This window comes from Streptomyces sp. Je 1-4 4N24, from assembly GCF_026239515.1.
Taxonomy (GTDB): domain Bacteria; phylum Actinomycetota; class Actinomycetes; order Streptomycetales; family Streptomycetaceae; genus Streptomyces; species Streptomyces nigrescens.
The window spans coordinates 222,787-239,775 of record NZ_CP110836.1; the positions used below are offsets into that span (position 1 = coordinate 222,787).

Below are 16,989 nucleotides of genomic sequence, written 5' to 3' on the forward strand. Positions count from 1 at the left end.
GTGACACCAACTGCACTCTCGGCCAAGGACCGCGAGTACTTCACGCTGGTGGACGCCACCAGCACCGGTAACCAAGAGATGCTCGCGCTGCTCGGAACGCTGGTCGCCGATCCCGCGGTCGTCGAACTGTATGAGCGCCTCGACGCGCTCGCCGAAGCCCCCGCCGACGACCCGCGGATCGCACCCCTGGCAGCTGACCTGCTCGCAGCCGTCCCCGAGGACCTGTTCGCGCAACACCCGAGGACGGGGTCATCGTGACCGGGTTCAAGGAGGCACTGCTCGCCGACTACGCCCCCGCGCAGGCGGAAGTCGTGGGCCGACGATGGACGCGTTCACGGAGAGGGGCCGGCGATGAGCGGCGGACCCCGGCGCGTACGGGCGGCGCGGGTCGCGGCGGCCACTGTGCTGCCGGGGGAACTGGCCCTGACGGTCTGCCTGGTGGCCGGGGTCCGGCTGCCCGGGTGGGCACTGGCGGGCGCCGAGGCGCTGGTGCTCGTGGTGCTGCTCCTGGAGGCCTGGGTGCTGCGCTCGCTGTACGTCGCCGCGCGCGCCCGCGGCGCGGACCGCAGGACAGCGCGGCGGGCCGCCGTACGGGAGGCTGTGCCGGTGACGGTCCGCCGCCTGGTCATCAACGAGCTGCGCGCCCTCGCCTCCCTGGGGCGGTGGGTCGGGCGCGGCACGCACGGGGTGCGCCCCGGGGACCTTGCTGCCGCATACACCGGGCCCCAGACCGCGATGATGTACGGACTGCTCTTCGTAATGGTCATCGAGACGGTGGGCCTGGCCTTCCTCATCCCTTGGCCGGTGGTCCACGGGGTGCTCCTGGTACTCGACCTGTACGGCGTCGTGCTCGTGCTGGCCCTGCACGCCGCCTGCGTCACCCGGCCGCACGTCGTGCGCCCCGACGGCTCTCTGCGGATCCGCTATGGAGCCCTCTTCGACCTCGCCGTACCGCCGGACGCGGTCGCCTCGGTCCGGGTCGACCGGCGCTACCCCAAGGGCCGCCTGATCACCCTCTCCGAGGACGGGATCCTCGACCTGATCGTGGGCAGCCAGACCTCGGTGACCCTGGAGCTGAACCGCCCACTCCCCTTCACCCGCCCGCTCGGCGCAACGGAAGAGGCCCACACCATCCGCTTCCACGCAGACGACCCGCGCGCACTGGTCAGCGCACTCCGGCAGACCGCCTGACCACACAGACCGGTCCCGACCGCACAAGCGGAGGCGAAATCAACTTCGCCCTTTACCCAACGACGCTCCCTGGCCACCCTCACACTCACCCTGCATGAGCAGTACTACGGCGACGTGCGGTGGAGGACTGCTCCCCGCACCCGCGGGGATGGCCCCTTCGAGGCCGTGTACGGCGGTGGCGAGATCGCCCGCCCCTGGCGGTGATCGCTCCGGCGATCGCGACCGCCGTCGTCTTCGTCGAGGGAGGAATATGAAGGTCGAAACGCTGATTGCCGGGATATCGGCAACCATCGCCTTTGGCGCCGCAGCTCTCGCCCTCTGGACAGCCCGCGGCACCAGCCGCAAAGACGGCTACGAGTTGGCCCGGGTCCTCTACCGCGAACTCACGTCACCCGAAACCGCAGCCCACCGTAGTGCCTTGGAGTTCTACCGGAGGGCGGCGCACCGCACCCAGCGCGAAACAGAAGCTGTCCTGGACCACTACTTTGCCCTGCTCTGGGCCTTCGAACATGTGCGCGCCGGCCGGCAAAGCCTGAACCAACAGCGCCGCATCAACGGCACAGGACCCGTCGTGGACTACCTGGACTCCGCAATCTCCTGGCACGTTCAGGAGTGGTCCACTCGCTGGTCCCACCTCCGACGGCTCATCCAGGAACATGTGCCGCAGCTCGACGACCGGCACTCCATCAGCACTTTCTGCGAACTTGCCGAAGAAGTGCTTGGGGCAACGGACACCATCGACGCCCTGCGAGCGGAAGCCAACGCAGACCTGAGGTGAACGGTCTCTGGATGACCGGGTCTGGCTACTGCCTGGAAGCGACCGCTCCTACCTGCGGCGACGCGGGATCAAGGCCACGACCCCGGTTCCGGCGGACCGGGGTCGCAACCGGCAGAACCTCGGCTTCAAGGGTGGCCGGCCGCCCAAGTTCGGCAAGACCGACTACCTCAAGCGGCATGCAGTCGAGTGCGGGATCAACCGCCTCAAGCGCCACCGAGCCGTGGCGACTCGATACGCCAAACTCGCCGTGCGCTACGAAGCGACCGTGCTGATCGCAGCCGTCAACGAGTGGCTCTGACGTCCGTAAATGCTTCGGCGGCACCAACGGTCGAGCACTAACGTGCCCTCATGGGGATCAGCGTTCAGGTCCGGACATTCACAGGCACGGTCGAAGCCACGTGCCCGCATCCTGCCATCGCTGCCCTGTGCGGACGGGCGGCGAGCCAGAACCTGCCCCTGCTCGGATGCGTCGATCCCTACGACGACACCGTGTTCAACCGGTCGCAGCTCAGGGTCCTCATTCCGGAACTCCGGGCCTTGACGGACGGCTCAACTGCCGAGGAAGCCGAGGCGGCGCACGAAATCCTGGCTCTCACTGCTCAAGTCGAGCGCAGGGCTCACCGATATCTCGTCTTCAACGGCGACTGACGACGCCACTTTCACGACAGCCTCTAAACTTGTTCTTTATGGTCTGAGCCGCCTTGAAAGCGTGTGTGACGAGGTCCAACCAGACGCTGAGTAGGGTTCTGGCCATGGCGAAGGGAATGGGGCGGCGGCCCAAGGTGGACCTGGACAGCGGCGTCGAGGACGCGACCTTGCTCATCCTGGAATGGCTCGGCGAGCAGGGTGTCGGTGCCATGATCCGGGTCGACGCGGAGCGCATGCATGACGGTCAGCCGGCGTGGACGTTTGCCGCTTCCGGTGGGCCGTTGGACGGTGGGATGAGAGCCGACGGGGCCTCGGTAGCCGAGTGCATGGGCAGGGCGCTGCTTCGATTGCGAGCAGCCGGGCTGACCGTTCCCTTCTGAAAGCTGTGTTCAGCGTCTGAGTTGGTCGCGTTCGGTGGTGCTTTCCGGGCGTCTGGTGGTCTTGCCACGTCGTAGTGGGTGGCGGGGTGCCGGTACTTCGAGCCGGGTGGGCGTCCGGGGCCGGGGCGGTTGGGTTTCGGCGTACGGGCCGGGCAGCGTGAGTTCGGGCGGAGGTTTCTGAAACCCCGGCGGACTCGGGCGGGAGTGAGCCGGCCGGGCTCGGCCGGCTTCTCCCAGGGGCGGCGAAGGTCGACCGCGAGGGGCCGGGCGAGGCGGAGTTGGGTGTGGGCCGCGATGACCAGCCACGTCCACCGGTCCGCCCCTTCCGGGGTACGGAGCCTCGGACGACCTGGGCGGCCGTCACCTCGGCAACATCGTCGACCGGCCCCAGCCGCAGCGCATCCAGGACCTGGCACCACAAGGTCCGGCCCGACTCCAAGACGGCGACGAACGAATAGGGCCAGCCGGGCACGAACTGGTCCGACGAGCGTCCGCTGCGGCCGTAGACATGGCAGAACAAGCAGTCCGGGCTGGTCGCGAACGAATCTTGCGCGAGGCTGTGCGCCTACGTGGCCTCCGTTGAGGCGGCGCCGCCCCTGAGACTCGACGAGTCACCGTGTCAGTTCACCAGTTGACCACGAGGTGGACAAGAGGTCGCTTCCAAGGTCAAACGGCCCGGCGGCCCAGCCAGGGACCGGCCGGGCGAGTCGACGGCTGGGCCCCCTTCTCCCGGCAGTACAGCCGGCACACCCGCCAGCGCTGCCGGTTACTCCCGCAGGGCGGCGAAGCGTTGACTCATGAGGTCGACGCACTCCCGGAGACTGGGCTGCGGCAGACCGGTGTGCTCACGCATCACGACGATGGCCTGCACGTTGTGCCCCACGGAAACGAGGCGGTCCACTTCTGCTTGCGCCTCGACCGGAAGCCTGCCCCAGAGAGAATCGTCCATCCGTGCATTGAACTTGCTGAGCAGCCTGAGCCCCACGGCAGCCCCCATCCGATGCAACCGCACAACCTCAGCGCCCAACCAGAGCAGGCAAGAACCTGGCTCAACCAAACACCGCGCCGGGACGAAACGCTCTTTCACAGGGGCGGGGCGGACCTCTGCGCATGGATGCGAGAGGTAGGCGTCATTCGGCTATGGCCTCCGGGTCGCTCTTCGGGGTGTAGGTCTTTCTTGTGGTGTCTGTCATGAGTGCCGAGATCCGGCGCCATTCCTGGTGCTGGACTTCGGCGATGCGTAGCCATTGCTCGGCCCGGTAGCTGTCCAGTGCCTGTCCAGCGACGTCTCGCTGGTGTTCCTTGGCGTCCGCAGCGGCGGGTGATGTCCTGGGCGGCCATCCCGGTGGCCTGCGCCTGGACGCGGGCGCGGTAGAAGCGGGCGGTGCTGGGGGCGATGCGGACTGGTTCTTCGAGGGGGCACAGCCAGGTGGCGGGGAGTCCGGCGTAGGTGACGGTGGCGGCGAGGATGGCCTCGTTGCCGTCGGCGTCGGTGATGAAGCCGTCGATCTCGTACTCGGGGCCGGCGGGAAGCTCAAGGAACTCGGCCTGCTCGGCGGTGAGGCGCAGGGTGACCCGACTGGTGGTGGCCTCGTAGCCGTCGACTGTGGCGGTCTCGGGGGCGATGTCGGTGACGGTGAGGTCGAAGCGGTCGCCGCGGTGTTGCTGCAGCCGCATGTCGGCGGCGAACTCCGTGCGGGTGCGGGGATAGCGGGTGTGGAGGGCTTGCGGCAGCCGCTGGTGGACCTTCACCTGGTAGGTCTCGCCGATCCGTATGTCCTGGACGCGCATAAGGGCCTCCCGAGCCCCTTCCAGCCTCTCTCGGGTGGTCCCGGCCGCCAAGTCGGCACTGCCGCTTTATGTCCCGCCGCCTGGCCCGCCCACCTCGACAGCCACAGCAGCCGCCAGGACCTCTTGTGGCAGAAGAGAAGTTGGCGGTCTATCAGGACGGGCGCTGCTCCTGCACCGGCTGGTCCGGGAGGAGTTGGGCCCCGTGGTCGCGTGGAGGTCCGCCACCTCGCAAGGGATTGCCCCTTTCCCTGGACATCTCCGGCGCCAACATTGCACGACAGCCTCGGACGTGCGCGGGATTCGACCCATCCGCTCCCGGCGTGGCCCGCACCGCCGACCATACGGCATCCAGCACACCACCCTGCCTACCCAGCCGGGCCTGCAAAGGCTGACGTCCTTCGCCCTCCTCGTGCTTATCACCGGGCCTTTCGTACGCTCCCGCCTCCGGCTCGTAACCATTTGAAACAGCGCCTTGGACGGTGTCCTATGTGGCGCTTGGTCGTTGGGCTGCTCATGGGGCGGGGTACGTGGAGTTTGATTGTTCCGGACGGGTTGTGGGAGATCGCCGAGCTGTTGATCCCGCCGTCGAAGGTAATGATCTTCGGCATGAGGGTAGTTGGTCAGGAGTGAGTCCTGGGGACCACCGGTGGGCTCCGCCGCCCGGGGTCTCGTCGTTCTCGTCGACTGTCCGGTTTGATCACTTGGTATCCAAAGTAGTCCAGGGCCCGACGGGTTGCGGGAGCTTCCCCCTTGGGAAATGAGCGGCAGAGGCTCAAGTCCCCTTGGTACGGTGCACCGATGTCAGCGATCAAGAAGTTCCAAGTCACCTTTGACTGCGCAGAACCTGAGCGTCTCGCTCGTTTCTGGTGCGAGGTGTTGGGGTACGTCATACCGCCGCCACCAGAGGGGTTTGCCACTTGGGATGATTTCAAGCGTTCGCAGCCACCTGAGCAGCGGGATTCATGGTTCGCCTGCATAGATCCCTCAGGTGTGGGCCCGCGACTGTACTTCCAGCGCGTCCCCGAAGGGAAGGCCGTCAAGAACCGGGTGCATCTTGATGTGCGCGTCGGCACCGGACTCGTGGGTAAAGAACGCCTCGCCGCACTTGAGGCCGAATGCGCACGGCTGGTCCCGCTCGGCGCAGTACACGTACAAACGCTGTATGACGGCAATGATTCGTGCATCCCGATGCTGGACATCGAGGGCAACGAATTCTGTATCGACTGAGCACATCTGGCGCCGCCGCCACGGCGGACTTGAAGCCACCGGCGGTACAGACGCGAGCCCCACGTTCCCCGCGCGGCTGCCGAGCAGTAGCTGCGAGACCTCGGCCAACTCCCTGCGCCCGCCCCGGCTCCGCGTCCGCCGGCCATCGTGACCTTCACGGGCGGTTCGGCGATCACCGTGTACGGCTCCGAGCTGCACAGTCCCGCGCTGCCCTGGAGCGGCGGAGCGGACTACGAGGAGTTCAGCGGCTACATCGACCCCGAACAGCCCGGGATTCCCGGGCCTACCGCCGCAGCGCGTGGAAACACAAACATCCAGGGCCCCGGCGAGAAGGCCGGGCGTCCCGCGTGTCAGACGTGGCTACCGCACCACCCGGAGACTTCAACTCAATCCGGAGTCCTGCGGTGGCCACCAGCGATGCCGAAGGGAGGCTCAGAGGCTGCCAGTCGGTTACCGCCCGAGCGGATTGAGGTATGTGGCCGGGTGGGTGGCGCCGTCCTGCTTGAGGATCTGGCCGCCGAACGGCCACTTCAGGGTGAAGTGCTCCGTCTCGTTCGGCGGTGTGACCAGGAACTTCGCCGGAACGAACTTCTCCTTCTGCGGCGTGGACTCAGCCACCGGGAGCAGGGTGATGCTGAAGTCCACCGTGTCCCCCTGCTCCAGGATCATCTTTTCGGACTTCTTGGAGGAGCGCGCCAGCGACCAGGTGCCGTCGGTCCCCTGAGCGCCGATCATGTCGACACCGGCGAAGCCGGACAGGGTGCAGGTGCGCTTGCTCTGATTGGTGAACCAGATGTACGCCTGGGTCTGCTTCTCGGTCTGCTCCATTTCCGGCCCCGCGTCATCCCCCGTGGCGAAGCCAGCCTTCAGATCGGCGGTGTGGCAGCGGGTCGGCTCGGCTTCGGCGGGGGCGGCCGAGGCCGGGATGGCGGTAGCGGCAGTGCCGGCGACGACGACGGCCGCAAGGGCTAAGGCGGTGAGCTTGCTCTTCATGTCGGGTTCCCCTCGAAGGCGAATCGGCGCGCGAGGTCAGCGCGCGCCTACGCACGTGAAGATGTGCAATGCCCGGGCAAGGTTCGGTGTGCCGGAGAACCTTTTCCCGACAGCCAGGGTGCGTGCCGTTGCGGCGTCGCATGGAGGACACCGCAACGGCCCACGACCCCGCTCAGCTTCCGGTCCAGCAAAACCAGTTCGTGTCCATCGACAATCAACTCAGTCCACCGCAATCAGCTGACCTGAGTGGACTTACTCCGATGTCAAAGGAAGGTGGCGGAGGTACGCGGTGAACGGGAGCCCAGGGCGCGCCCGGCCCACCACGGAGGCTCATGACGGCGGCATCGTCGCAGCTGTACCAGGCCCGGGCCAAACCGTCCCTGACAGGACTCCGCTTCCTACGTCCCGGCCTACACCACACCGTGACCACACCGGCCCGAAGCCCTTAACCACACGGCCTTGGCCTTTAGACGAGTGGCTCCGTGGCATCCAGCTACGGAGCCTCCGCAAAACCGTTGGCGGACCACGGCGACCACTGCTAGTTTTCCGGCGGCCGTGCGAGAGAATGAGGAGGTGGTACCCGTGAACGCAGTATCGACATGGGTGCTCCCCTCCGGGGTCGCGGTCGGACGGTAGGTCGTCCGGGAGCGCCGTTCACGAGCACTCCCGAAAGGCACGACCATGCGATTCATTTGCGAAAAGCGCCTCGACGACGGCGTCCTCGAACGCGAATTCGCCCTCGGTGAGATCCCGGGCATCCTGTGGACGTCTGGATCCGCACCTGCCCCGCTGATTTTGATCGGCCACAGCGGCGGCTTGCACAAGCGGGAATCGCGGCTGGCGGCCCGGGCCCGGCACTCCGCGGCGTACGGCTATGCGGTGGCCGCCGTCGACCACCCCGTCACGGCGACCGGCCCCGTTCCGCCGCCGACGAGCAGGCCCGCGCCGACCTCCGCCGGGCGATGCAGGCCGGCGAGCCGGTCGACGAGATCTTCGAGTCCTTCATCGGCCCGCTGGTCGAAAAGGCGGTCCCGGAATGGCGGACCACCCTGGACGCCCTCCTGTCGCTGCCCGAGATCGGCGGCCCGGTCGGCTACTCGGGGATGACCGCCATCGGCATTCGGCTGGCAGTGGTCGAACCGCGCATCGCGGCCGCCGGTTTCTTCGCCGGGGGTCACGTGCCCCGCGCCCAGCGCGAGGAGGCCCGGCAGGTCACCATTCCGCTGCTGTTCCTGCTGCAGTGGGACGACGAAGGGAACCCCCGGCAGCGGGCCCTGGACCTGTTCGACACCCTCGGCACCAAGGAGAAGACGCTGCACGCCAATACGGGCGGGCACACCGGCACCCCGTGGTTCGAGGTGGAGGACGGGGACCGGTTCTTCGCCCGGCACCTGAGACCTCATCTTGCCTGACCAACCCCGGGCGAACCCGCGTGCCTCCTCACTCCAAAACTCGCGGCGCTCGCACAGCAGTGAGCCAGCCGCAGCGGCGGCGAGCAGCCTGCTGTAGCTGTAGACCTCTTCAGGGCAGCCCCCGATCCGGTAGCAGGCTTCGTCGAGGCAAACAGGATTCGCGTGCCGGCCAACGGGCCGTCTTCGAAGCGTGGGTTGCCCCAGGACTTATATACGCTGGTGACTTCTTTGAACTGTCGCTGGAGTTCAGGGGCTTTGTCCCAGCTGCGCGGAGCCGTAATGCCCGGGTAGATCTCATAGCGTGTTGGTCCGTTGCAGGGGAAGTGGCAGCAGGGCTGGAAGCAGGCGCCGGGCCGGGGATGTAGTCCTTGGAGCCGGAGGGACGCATGCCGCCATGGCGGTTGTGGACCAACCGGGCAGTGGTGAGCGACCTCGCGCGGCTGCGGATCAGCCTCCCCCTGCACATCGCTGCCGGGGCGAGCAGTGGGTGGATGCAGTTCGACGCGACCCTTCATGCACTTCCTTGCCCGATACACCCAATTCCCCATACCGCGTCTTTGGGGGCGCCTAGGTGCGGGTGTAAGGTCTACGTAAAAGGTACCTAGGCGGCATATCCGACCCTGTCCATGGCGTGACCGCCAGGGTCGGTTTTCCCGGGGGCAGCTGCCGAACTTCCCGCCTCCTGTGGGAACTCATCGTCAGGTGGCGGGCCGCAAGATCCCTAGCCTGAAGAAGGTGTGGACCTATGTCCACCAATCGTTTGACACGAGCCATTGCTCTGACCGCAGGAGGCCTCCTGCTGGCAGGTGGCGCCGCGGTTGCCACCGCCGGGACGGCGTCCGCCACCCCGACACACGCACCGGTCAGCTACTCCAGCCACGACGACGGACATGACCGGGGCTACTACCACGACCATGGTCGTGGGTACGGCGACTACTACGACTACGGTGACTACCACGGTTATGGCTTTGGTGGTTACGTGGTCATCATTGGCCTTGGCGGCTACTGACGACCGTCGCCTCCTGTCCGTCCAAGCGCGCCGGTGCCCGGGATTCCCCGTCCCGGGCATCTCTCATGCCGCCAGAGGCGCTGCCCCTGGCAGTCGGCACGTTCGGTGGCAGGGGCGGCACAGCGAGTCCTGCTACGACGCCCGGGATCGCTGCCCGCCTCCAGAGCCGCCGCATCGTGGCAGGTCACGCGTGGTCGCGCAGGCTCTGGACGTTCCCGTTCGCCTGGTTGTCCGCCTCGCGCTCACCAATCCGGCAACACGGTCCGCCCGCTTGGCCATGGCGTCGATCACCAGGTACTCGTGGTCGGCGTGGGTACCGCCCCCGACCGCCTTGACCCAGGCGGGTCACCGGGATGATGACGCCGGCCAGGCTCCGGTGGGCGGTGCCCTGAGGCGCCCCGCGCAGCTACGGGGCCCAGCCGTTGGCGTGGGTTGTCGCAGCGTGCGGTGAACGCCCGACCGATCCCCACGCCGGCCGGCGAGAACCCGGCACGCGTCGCCGGCGGCACCAGCCATCGCTGACCACGGGCACTCGCCCCGCCCAGGCCCGCGGAAGGACGCAGGAGGAAGTCCCGTACGGGGACGTCGAGCGGGCGGCGGAGCTGCCGGACGGACGGCTGGTGCCGATCACATACGAAGACCTCGAACGCCTTCCCCTGCCCACACGGCACGTGCGGGAAGTCCTCGGCTTCGTCCCGGGCGCCGATATCGACCCGATCAGCTATGACTGCGCCTACTACGCGGCGCCCGACGGGGCGGCCGCGGACCGCCGTATGTGTTGCTGACCGAGGCTCTCGCGCGCACCAGCTACGTGGGCATCCGCAAAACGGCCCTCCGCCAGCGCGGAAGACTCGCGGTGCTGCGCCCCCGCCAAGGAGCGTTCGTGCTGCAGAGCCTGCTGTGGCGCGACGAGGTGCGCGAGCCTGGAGACCTGGGCCCGTCAGCACCGGGGTGCCGAGGTGTTTGCCGGGCGACTTCGCCATGTTGCCGGCCAGGAGATTCAGCGTTTTGTGGCCGCTGGCGAGCGCCCTGACGGCACTGGTGTCCAGGATGATCACGCCGCGGTGCCCTTGCCGGCCCGGACCCTCTCGGCAGCGATCTTGTAGAGGTTGCCGAGCACGTCGGGTGCCTGCTCGAACTCCTCGTCGCGGAGGTCCACGCCCGTCATGCGGCGTACGGCTTCCCGGTCGGCCGCCGGCCGCTCTGCCCGCTGTGCCGCTGTGCCGCTGTCGGCTGCTCCGCGGCAAGCGCTTCGACCAGCTGCCCGATGCTCACACCTCGCTCCTCCGGCGCGGCTGATCTGCTGGGAGCACTGCGCCGAGCCGGCCTAAACCCCGCAGAAATGCGGCTGGACGACCCGATGATCGACTGACGCGGTCGAGGGCCGGAGATCTGGGGTCACGGCACCGGCTGACGGGCGCGGACGCCCCTCTCTGCTTCTTCACGTCCCGGTAAGCGCGATACCCAGGCGCCGCTCGCCTCCACCTGGGAGACGGCCGTGAGAAGTACGGCACGACCTGCCGTGGCCAGCCATCCCGCGCCGTGGTGAAGGATTGCATGACCGGGACCAGCGGCTGGATGGCGTCGCGGAACTCCACTACCTCACGTTTGAGGGAGTAGATCCCCTCGGTCAGGTCGGTCCTCGCGGGCGGGTGAGAACACGCGCTTCTCCAGCTCCGTCAGGTCCATCCGCACCTGGGCAGCGGCCTGCGCGTAGGCGTCGACGACTACATCGGTCACCGCGTGCAGGACGCTGACCGGTCCGAGCTGTGGCATGTCCGGCTGCTCCACGAGCCGGCGGGCCGCCTCCACTGTGGGATCGTTCGCGCCGTGGCGTACGGTCAGCGCGAAGGACGAGCCGAGGAAGATCATCACCTCGCCGGTTCCACATCCGCGGCCTGCTCAACGAACCAGAGCGTCTTCACCGCGACCGCCAGCACGTCGCCGTAGCATTCCTGCTTCGGCCGCTGGTGAGCCTGGACCGCGTCCTCGATGGCCAGAGGATGCAGCATCAGGTAATCGCCCAACACACGTCTGCTTCTCGTAGATCAGACACTCCATGCCTTCTCTCGAGAAGGGATGCTTCCGCCGCCGCATTCCATGCTCCCGAGTGGCTTCGTTCACTTCAAGCGGCAGCGTTTGTCCATCGGTTCGGGCGTCAGTTGGCGGTCGACGGTGGCCTGATTGTTCACGCGAAATGACATCCCTGCATTTGCCGCCCGCCGTCTGTGACAGATCCTTCAAGCCTCCTCGATGACCGAGCAGATGGAGAAGCGCTTGCCGTCCGCTGCGTGCGCTGGAGCACCAGGAACAGCTCCTCCGAGGCGGGAAAGTTCGCACTGTGGGTCACTGCCCGGGCGGTGCAGCTCACGGAGCCGATCCGCGGTTGGCGCGAAAATTACGTCACGCATGTGTGCAAGTTGCACGCTGGTTCATGGGTGTAGCTCACCCACCCTCAAGCGTGGCGAGGGCGCCGCTCTTCCGCCTAGCCTGACGGAGGCGGGATTGCCCAGCATGTCCGGCTCCTGCCTGAGGGCGTCCCACAACCCGTTCCGAAAGCCGGTGCCCCAGCCCACCCGCCGCTGAGCGCCTCGGTGGCGAGCCGAGGAAGGAACACGCCTTCCGGGCTGCGGCAATGACCTCATACGAGCGGCACCAAGCGGCTCCTGCCCCTTGGCCGTCCACAGCAATCGCCTCAGGAGAGAAACCGTTCCATGACGACGATCAACATAGAGAAGCGTAAGACCTACCCGGTCGACGCGGAGCACACCTGGTCCCTCATCTCGGACTTCTATGCGCTGCATACCTGGCTCCCGGCCGTCACCGACACCCGCCGCGAAGACGCCACGCGCTCGCGCATTGCGGTCCTCCCGGGAGGCGGCGAGGTCGTCGAGCAACTCCTCGACGATGGACAGTACTTCCACCGGTACCGGGTGACCGGTGGCCCGATGCCGGTTACCGGCTTTGTCGCCGAGATCCGGGTGCACGCGAGGACCGAGACCACGAGCGAGATCGTGTGGCAGGCCGAGTTCCAGCCGTCGGGAATTCCTGCCGCGGACGCGGAAGGCGTCGTCGCCGGAGTCTTCGACGGCGGACTGGATAACCTGGCCAGCCTGATCGCAAGGGAGACGGCGCCAGCCGACTGACAAGGAATGCAACACGGGCGCCTACGGCAACGCGGGGGCCGGCCACCGCTTCTAGGGCCTCTCATTTGACTCATGTCGCGGAATCGAGACATGAACATCTTCGACGTTGCCGGATGACCGGTCAGGGGAATGAATTGTCGCCTTACCGGGCGCCCTCGGGATGCCGGCCCCGTTGCGCGCAGATCCCTCCTTGGGGAGAGAGCCGCTCATTGCCCGGACGCGTGAAATCCTGCGCCTTCCGGGCCCCAGGTAGGTGGCGGCTATGGAGGCGCAGGCGACTGCGGCGACGCCGAGCCACTGGGACCGGTCGAGGCGCTGGCCGAGGACGAGCAGGCCGAACAGGGCGCCCGCGGCCGGCTCCAGGCTCGTCAGTACGCCGAAGACGCGCGGCGGAATCCGGCGCAAGGCTTCCAGGTTGAGCGAGTACGGCAGCACGCTGGATACCACTGCCACGACGGTCGCCACCCACAGGACGTGCGGGTCAAGCAGGCTGGACCCGGCGCGCGCGATGCCATAGGGGGCACTGAGCAGCGCCGCCCAGGCGATGGCCACGGCCAGGCCCTGGCCGCCGCTGAGGCGGGTGGCCATGCGGGCGGAGACCAGAATGTACCCGGCCCAGCAGCAGGCCGCCCCTGCGGCCAGGACGAGGCCTACCGCGGGCAGAGAGGTACCGCCTCCGCCGCCGAGCAGGAGTACGCCTCCTGCGGCCAGGCACGCGGGGAGCAGGTCGAGCGCGCGGCGGGAGCCGGCGAGGGCGATGGCGAAGGGGCCGAGGAATTCGATCGTGGCGACGATCCCGAGCGGGATGTGGTTGACGGCTTCGAAGAAGGCGATGTGGTGTCCGGCGAGCAGGGTTCCGGCGGCGAGCACGGTCTTCCAGGCTCCCTTGGCCGATTTGAGGGCTTGGCGCCTCGGGCGCCACAGCGCGCAGAGGATCAGGCCGGCGATGAGGAGTCGCAGGAACACCACGCCCGCGGCTCCTGCCTGGGGGTAGGCGCTGGGGGCGAGGGCTGCTCCGAACTGGATCCCGCTGACTCCGGCCAGTACGAGACAGGGCGCGGGCACCTTGCCCGCGACGGCGGAGAATCCTTGGTCCGCGCTTCTTTGCTGCATTTCTCCGTCCGCGGTTCTGGGCCCGGGCATGGGACTGCCCGGACGTGGTTCTTGGAGGCGGCCGACGACGTCAACTGCCTGCCGGGGAATGTTCAACCGGAAGCGAACATTAGCAATGTATGATGGGGATCGAACATTCAGCAAGCGAGTGCGGGGCCGCGGAGGGAGTCGAGGGATGCCGGAGCAGGCTGGAGGCGCAGGGCACCGACCGGCCCCCGTGCACACCCACCCCGACGACGTCCCCGTGCTCACCGCCCTGTCCGCGCTCGCGGATCCTGTGCGCATGCATCTGATCCGCACTCTGGCGGACCACCCCGACTGGACGCTCAGCTGCAGTAACTTCGACGTATCCGTCGGCAGAGCCGCCAAGAGCCACCACTTCTCCGTCCTGCGCGACGCCGGCCTCGTCGAACAGCGCGACCAGGGCACCAAACGACTCAACCGCCTGCGCCACGAAGAGTTCGACGCCCGCTTCCCCGGCCTCCTCGACCTGGTCCTCCGTGCCGACTAGGCAGTTCGCTTGTCATCGGGCGGACCAGAGGAAGCCACCAGTGGGCTGAAGATGCCCAGCCACACCCAGCACCCCTGGGTCTTCCGATCCTACGAGTGACCGGAATCAACCCACCAACAACGTAAGGAAAATGCCCGCGATGTGGAGTCCGGCCAGGTAGATGGTCGCGGTCCTCTCGTAGCGGGTCGCCAGGCCACGCCATTGCTTGAGGCGGTCAATACACCGCTCGACAGTGTTGCGCTGCTTGTACATCTCACGGTCGAAGGCCGGTGGCCTGCCGCCCAGGCTTCCCCGGCGCAGTCGGTGACCTCGCCGATCTGCCGGAACGGGAATCACCTCGCGGATGCCGCGCTTGCGTAGGTGGTCGCGGATCGCGCGGGAGGAGTACGCCCTGTCGGCACGGACCACGTTCGGCCTGGTGCGGGGCCGTCCACGGCGTTGGGGAACGCGCAATCGGGCCATGACGTCAGTGAATGCGGGCGCGTCGCCGGCCTGACCGTCGCTGAGAACGAAGCCCAGTGGCCGACAGCGGTCGTCGGCAGCAAGGTGGATGTTTGTGGTCAGCCCGCGGCCAGACCGGCCGATGGCATGGTCGCCCGGTTCGCCTACCGGAGCCCCTTTTTTGCGGGCCCCGGCAGCGTGCTGATGAGCCCGCACAAGCGTGGAGTCCACCGGGACGGCCCAGTTCAGGTCCTCGTCCGCGTCCGCCCGAACTACCAATGCGATGAACACCTGCTCCCACGTGCCATCGATGGCCCACATCCGCAGCCTGTTGTGGTCATGGCCGACGCCACCATCCGGGTAAGTCACTGGGCCTTCCAAGCCTTGGGCTCCATCGCTTGTGCATCACCCACTCCGTCGCCAATCCGGCATCCTGCCGGATCGCCACCGAAGCCGGCTTCCTCCTGGAAGGCACCATGTGTAGCGCCCTGCTCCACGCAGACGGCCGGCACGACGAACATCTCCACGCCCGTATCCAGGACGACACCTGGCCCGCCTGGCCTGAGGCGAATCTCCGTTTCGACTTCTGTGAACCGCGCGCTCTGCGTTATGCCAGCAGGGCACGCTTCCGGCAGAACCCCTGAGTCTTCTCGTGGCAACGGTCGCCTGTCACACCCCCGCGACGCGCGTTGACCGGGACTAACGCCGTCCTCTCAGCCGAGACCGCTTTCCTCGGCGCTTCGCAGGCACCGCGTTTGGCCAAGTACCTCGAACGGCGGCTCACGACGCAGATCGAGCTGTAACAGCCTTCCTCAGCACGGGAATTCCTTGGGCATGCCGAGGAACGGTGCGGCTCCTCCCTTATGGTGACGCTGACTCAATACTGACGGCGAGGAGCAACCATCCATGGCGGTCTCGATCGGATTGCATGTCAGCCCGGAATTTCCCGCGATGCTCGAGCGGATCGACGCACTCGGCGGGGTGCTTGAGGCGGACGCGGACGCGGCCGAGGAACGCGGCAGACTCACCGAGGACATCGCGCGGGCGTTGCTGGGTGCTGGGGTCGTGGGGGCCGCACTGCCGCAGAGCCTCGGCGGCTACGAGTTCTCCCCACGCCAATTGATAGGGACAGTCGAGCGGGTCAGCTACCACGATTCCGCGGCCGGCTGGACGATGATGGCGCTGCAGTTGATGACCGGCACCACTGCGGCCTATCTCGATGCCGTTGCGGCGGCCGACTTGTTCCCGGATGTCGCGGGTGGGGACCACGCGTTGTTGGCTGGGCACGGCACCCGGCCCGGCCGGGCCGTCCCGGTGGAGGGTGGCTATCTGGTGAGCGGCAGTTGGCAGTTCGCCTCCGGCATGGCGCACGCCACTCATATCCACAGTGCGATCCAGGTCGAGGGCACCGGGGAGCTGCGGGTGCTGGCGATGCCGAAGTCGCAGGTGGAACTCGTCGACAACTGGGATGTGCTCGGACTGCGTGCGACGCACAGTATTGATTACCACTGCGCCGATGTGCTTGTCCCGGCGACGCACACGTATCTGGCAACGACGACGGACCCGGCCAACGGCGGCGCGATCTACCGCCTCGGATTGGTCAACATGTCCGCAATCGGACACACCGGTTGGGCGCTCGGTGTCGGGCGGCGCCTGCTCGATGAACTGAAGTTGGTCGCCGCGGCCAAATCCGGCACACGTAACGCCGCCGTCGACACCGCGCAGTTCCACGCGGAGTACGCGACCGCCGAAGCCAAGCTTCGTTCGGCACGGGCGTGGGCGATGGAGGTATGGCGAGGTATCGAAGGCACCCTGGATGCACGCGAGTTGCCGAGTACCGAGCAGGACACTCTGCTCAGGCTGGCGCTCAACCACGCGACGTGGACCGTGCAGGACGTGGGTCAGACGGTGCACCGATGGGCGGGGACGGCGGCGATCCGGCGCGGGCCGATCGACCGGTTTCTGCGTGATCTCGGCACAGGTACCCAGCACATCACCTCAAGCCCCACGGTCCTGCAGAACTGCGGGAAATGGCTCAGCGGCGCGCAACCCCACGCGCACTGGGAATTTCTCGACTTGACGCCGTGACCACCAGGCCGGCGAGTGCGCACCGGCACGAAAGGGGAGCCGACGTTCGCCTGGCTCCCCGATTTCATGGTGCCTGCTGCGACGCCACCGCTTGGCAGCGGGGTCAAAGTCGATGCGCATGGTGATCAGTATCCACACGGGCGGCCGGGGATCCTATAGCGGATCCACGGCACCACCAACCCCCAGTGCGACGGATCTCCCCGTAGTCGTGTTCGATGCGTCATCTTCCACCACCTGGGCCGGCTGTACGGCAGCCCCGGG

At 67.4% G+C, this 16,989-nt stretch carries 19 protein-coding genes and 4 pseudogenes; 15 read left to right on the forward strand and 8 right to left on the reverse strand.

Annotated elements, in window-relative coordinates:
- The 6 genes from SLV14N_RS01030 (at position 1) to SLV14N_RS01050 (ending at position 2,997) form a co-directional block, all read left to right on the forward strand.
- Positions 1 to 258 carry a hypothetical protein gene (locus SLV14N_RS01030; RefSeq protein ID WP_263267545.1) on the forward strand — a complete coding sequence of 86 codons (258 nt, stop codon included), beginning with the start codon at positions 1 to 3 and terminating at the stop codon, positions 256 to 258.
- Between the two features lie 93 nt (positions 259 to 351).
- Positions 352 to 1,191 (forward strand): hypothetical protein, encoded by an 840-nt coding sequence (locus SLV14N_RS01035; RefSeq protein WP_263267546.1) that lies wholly within the window; start codon positions 352 to 354, stop codon positions 1,189 to 1,191.
- Positions 1,192 to 1,441: 250 nt separating this feature from the next.
- Positions 1,442 to 1,969, forward strand: coding sequence for a hypothetical protein (locus SLV14N_RS01040; RefSeq protein ID WP_263267548.1), 528 nt, complete (start codon positions 1,442 to 1,444; stop codon positions 1,967 to 1,969).
- A gap of 52 nt (positions 1,970 to 2,021) precedes the next feature.
- Positions 2,022 to 2,267, forward strand: a complete 246-nt coding sequence (locus SLV14N_RS38735; RefSeq protein WP_336298242.1) for a hypothetical protein — start codon at positions 2,022 to 2,024, stop codon at positions 2,265 to 2,267.
- Between the two features lie 50 nt (positions 2,268 to 2,317).
- Positions 2,318 to 2,617: a hypothetical protein gene (locus tag SLV14N_RS01045; protein ID WP_208679299.1), complete on the forward strand. Its 300-nt coding sequence runs from the start codon at positions 2,318 to 2,320 to the stop codon at positions 2,615 to 2,617.
- A gap of 104 nt (positions 2,618 to 2,721) precedes the next feature.
- Positions 2,722 to 2,997 carry a hypothetical protein gene (locus SLV14N_RS01050; RefSeq protein WP_263267550.1) on the forward strand — a complete coding sequence of 92 codons (276 nt, stop codon included), beginning with the start codon at positions 2,722 to 2,724 and terminating at the stop codon, positions 2,995 to 2,997.
- A gap of 95 nt (positions 2,998 to 3,092) precedes the next feature.
- Here SLV14N_RS01050 and SLV14N_RS38740 read toward each other — a convergent pair.
- From SLV14N_RS38740 to SLV14N_RS01060, 3 genes and pseudogenes are all read right to left on the reverse strand, one after another.
- Positions 3,093 to 3,341, reverse strand: a pseudogene (locus SLV14N_RS38740) (transposase); the annotation flags it as partial.
- A 422-nt stretch (positions 3,342 to 3,763) separates the two neighbouring features.
- Entirely contained in the window at positions 3,764 to 3,946 is a 183-nt protein-coding gene (locus tag SLV14N_RS01055; RefSeq protein ID WP_263267552.1) for a hypothetical protein, read from the reverse strand.
- A 134-nt stretch (positions 3,947 to 4,080) separates the two neighbouring features.
- Entirely contained in the window at positions 4,081 to 4,788 is a 708-nt protein-coding gene (locus tag SLV14N_RS01060; RefSeq protein WP_263267554.1) for a hypothetical protein, read from the reverse strand.
- A gap of 798 nt (positions 4,789 to 5,586) precedes the next feature.
- On the opposite strand from SLV14N_RS01060, the gene SLV14N_RS01065 reads away from it, so the two are divergent.
- Positions 5,587 to 6,015: a VOC family protein gene (locus SLV14N_RS01065; protein ID WP_208679303.1), complete on the forward strand. Its 429-nt coding sequence runs from the start codon at positions 5,587 to 5,589 to the stop codon at positions 6,013 to 6,015.
- A 450-nt stretch (positions 6,016 to 6,465) separates the two neighbouring features.
- Here the strand turns inward: SLV14N_RS01065 and SLV14N_RS01070 are convergent, their stop codons facing one another.
- Positions 6,466 to 7,008, reverse strand: coding sequence for a DUF4232 domain-containing protein (locus SLV14N_RS01070; protein ID WP_263267556.1), 543 nt, complete (start codon positions 7,006 to 7,008; stop codon positions 6,466 to 6,468).
- A gap of 681 nt (positions 7,009 to 7,689) precedes the next feature.
- Between SLV14N_RS01070 and SLV14N_RS01075 the strand changes: the two are divergent.
- The 4 genes and pseudogenes from SLV14N_RS01075 to SLV14N_RS38905 all read left to right on the forward strand — a co-directional run bounded on the left by SLV14N_RS01075 (position 7,690) and on the right by SLV14N_RS38905 (position 10,462).
- Positions 7,690 to 8,420 (forward strand): annotated as a pseudogene (locus SLV14N_RS01075) (alpha/beta hydrolase).
- 745 nt (positions 8,421 to 9,165) lie between these two features.
- On the forward strand, positions 9,166 to 9,429 hold the full coding sequence (locus SLV14N_RS01080; protein ID WP_208679305.1) for a hypothetical protein: 264 nt from the start codon (positions 9,166 to 9,168) through the stop codon (positions 9,427 to 9,429).
- Between the two features lie 422 nt (positions 9,430 to 9,851).
- Entirely contained in the window at positions 9,852 to 10,214 is a 363-nt protein-coding gene (locus SLV14N_RS01090; RefSeq protein WP_263267557.1) for a Ku protein, read from the forward strand.
- A gap of 26 nt (positions 10,215 to 10,240) precedes the next feature.
- The gene (locus SLV14N_RS38905; protein WP_369292825.1) at positions 10,241 to 10,462 is read left to right on the forward strand and encodes a hypothetical protein; all 222 of its coding nucleotides are present in this window, start codon (positions 10,241 to 10,243) and stop codon (positions 10,460 to 10,462) included.
- A 569-nt stretch (positions 10,463 to 11,031) separates the two neighbouring features.
- Here SLV14N_RS38905 and SLV14N_RS01095 read toward each other — a convergent pair.
- Positions 11,032 to 11,301 (reverse strand): CorA family divalent cation transporter, encoded by a 270-nt coding sequence (locus tag SLV14N_RS01095; RefSeq protein WP_263272999.1) that lies wholly within the window; start codon positions 11,299 to 11,301, stop codon positions 11,032 to 11,034.
- Complete coding sequence (locus SLV14N_RS01100) at positions 11,301 to 11,456, reverse strand: hypothetical protein (RefSeq protein WP_265872751.1); 156 nt, start codon at positions 11,454 to 11,456, stop codon at positions 11,301 to 11,303. Before SLV14N_RS01100 ends, SLV14N_RS01095 begins: the two co-directional genes overlap by 1 nt.
- Before the next feature lie 687 nt (positions 11,457 to 12,143).
- On the opposite strand from SLV14N_RS01100, the gene SLV14N_RS01105 reads away from it, so the two are divergent.
- Entirely contained in the window at positions 12,144 to 12,575 is a 432-nt protein-coding gene (locus tag SLV14N_RS01105; RefSeq protein WP_263267559.1) for an SRPBCC family protein, read from the forward strand.
- A gap of 51 nt (positions 12,576 to 12,626) precedes the next feature.
- Here SLV14N_RS01105 and SLV14N_RS01110 read toward each other — a convergent pair whose 3' ends face one another.
- Positions 12,627 to 13,688, reverse strand: a complete 1,062-nt coding sequence (locus SLV14N_RS01110; RefSeq protein ID WP_263267561.1) for a DMT family transporter — start codon at positions 13,686 to 13,688, stop codon at positions 12,627 to 12,629.
- A gap of 175 nt (positions 13,689 to 13,863) precedes the next feature.
- Here SLV14N_RS01110 and SLV14N_RS01115 point away from each other — a divergent pair, with 175 nt between their 5' ends.
- Positions 13,864 to 14,199 carry a helix-turn-helix transcriptional regulator gene (locus SLV14N_RS01115; RefSeq protein ID WP_208679310.1) on the forward strand — a complete coding sequence of 112 codons (336 nt, stop codon included), beginning with the start codon at positions 13,864 to 13,866 and terminating at the stop codon, positions 14,197 to 14,199.
- A 105-nt stretch (positions 14,200 to 14,304) separates the two neighbouring features.
- Here SLV14N_RS01115 and SLV14N_RS01120 read toward each other — a convergent pair.
- Positions 14,305 to 14,976 (reverse strand): annotated as a pseudogene (locus tag SLV14N_RS01120) (IS5 family transposase); the annotation flags it as partial.
- Between the two features lie 47 nt (positions 14,977 to 15,023).
- Here SLV14N_RS01120 and SLV14N_RS01125 point away from each other — a divergent pair.
- Together SLV14N_RS01125 and SLV14N_RS01130 are read left to right on the forward strand one after the other, a co-directional pair.
- Positions 15,024 to 15,185 (forward strand): annotated as a pseudogene (locus SLV14N_RS01125) (GNAT family N-acetyltransferase); the annotation flags it as partial.
- Between the two features lie 361 nt (positions 15,186 to 15,546).
- Complete coding sequence (locus SLV14N_RS01130) at positions 15,547 to 16,728, forward strand: acyl-CoA dehydrogenase (protein WP_208679313.1); 1,182 nt, start codon at positions 15,547 to 15,549, stop codon at positions 16,726 to 16,728.
- Positions 16,729 to 16,989: the final 261 nt, after the last annotated feature.

Bases quoted from the DNA above. Each gene is read 5' to 3' on its own strand.
- SLV14N_RS01035 (WP_263267546.1), top strand. From the start codon at position 352: ATGAGCGGCGGACCCCGGCGCGTACGGGCGGCGCGGGTCGCGGCGGCC.
- SLV14N_RS01040 (WP_263267548.1), top strand. From the start codon at position 1,442: ATGAAGGTCGAAACGCTGATTGCCGGGATATCGGCAACCATCGCCTTT.
- SLV14N_RS01045 (WP_208679299.1), top strand. From the start codon at position 2,318: ATGGGGATCAGCGTTCAGGTCCGGACATTCACAGGCACGGTCGAAGCC.
- SLV14N_RS01050 (WP_263267550.1), top strand. From the start codon at position 2,722: ATGGCGAAGGGAATGGGGCGGCGGCCCAAGGTGGACCTGGACAGCGGC.
- SLV14N_RS01055 (WP_263267552.1), bottom strand. From the start codon at position 3,946: ATGGACGATTCTCTCTGGGGCAGGCTTCCGGTCGAGGCGCAAGCAGAA.
- SLV14N_RS01060 (WP_263267554.1), bottom strand. From the start codon at position 4,788: ATGCGCGTCCAGGACATACGGATCGGCGAGACCTACCAGGTGAAGGTC.
- SLV14N_RS01065 (WP_208679303.1), top strand. From the start codon at position 5,587: ATGTCAGCGATCAAGAAGTTCCAAGTCACCTTTGACTGCGCAGAACCT.
- SLV14N_RS01070 (WP_263267556.1), bottom strand. From the start codon at position 7,008: ATGAAGAGCAAGCTCACCGCCTTAGCCCTTGCGGCCGTCGTCGTCGCC.
- SLV14N_RS01080 (WP_208679305.1), top strand. From the start codon at position 9,166: ATGTCCACCAATCGTTTGACACGAGCCATTGCTCTGACCGCAGGAGGC.
- SLV14N_RS01095 (WP_263272999.1), bottom strand. From the start codon at position 11,301: ATGATCTTCCTCGGCTCGTCCTTCGCGCTGACCGTACGCCACGGCGCG.
- SLV14N_RS01105 (WP_263267559.1), top strand. From the start codon at position 12,144: ATGACGACGATCAACATAGAGAAGCGTAAGACCTACCCGGTCGACGCG.
- SLV14N_RS01110 (WP_263267561.1), bottom strand. From the start codon at position 13,688: ATGCAGCAAAGAAGCGCGGACCAAGGATTCTCCGCCGTCGCGGGCAAG.
- SLV14N_RS01115 (WP_208679310.1), top strand. From the start codon at position 13,864: ATGCCGGAGCAGGCTGGAGGCGCAGGGCACCGACCGGCCCCCGTGCAC.
- SLV14N_RS01130 (WP_208679313.1), top strand. From the start codon at position 15,547: ATGGCGGTCTCGATCGGATTGCATGTCAGCCCGGAATTTCCCGCGATG.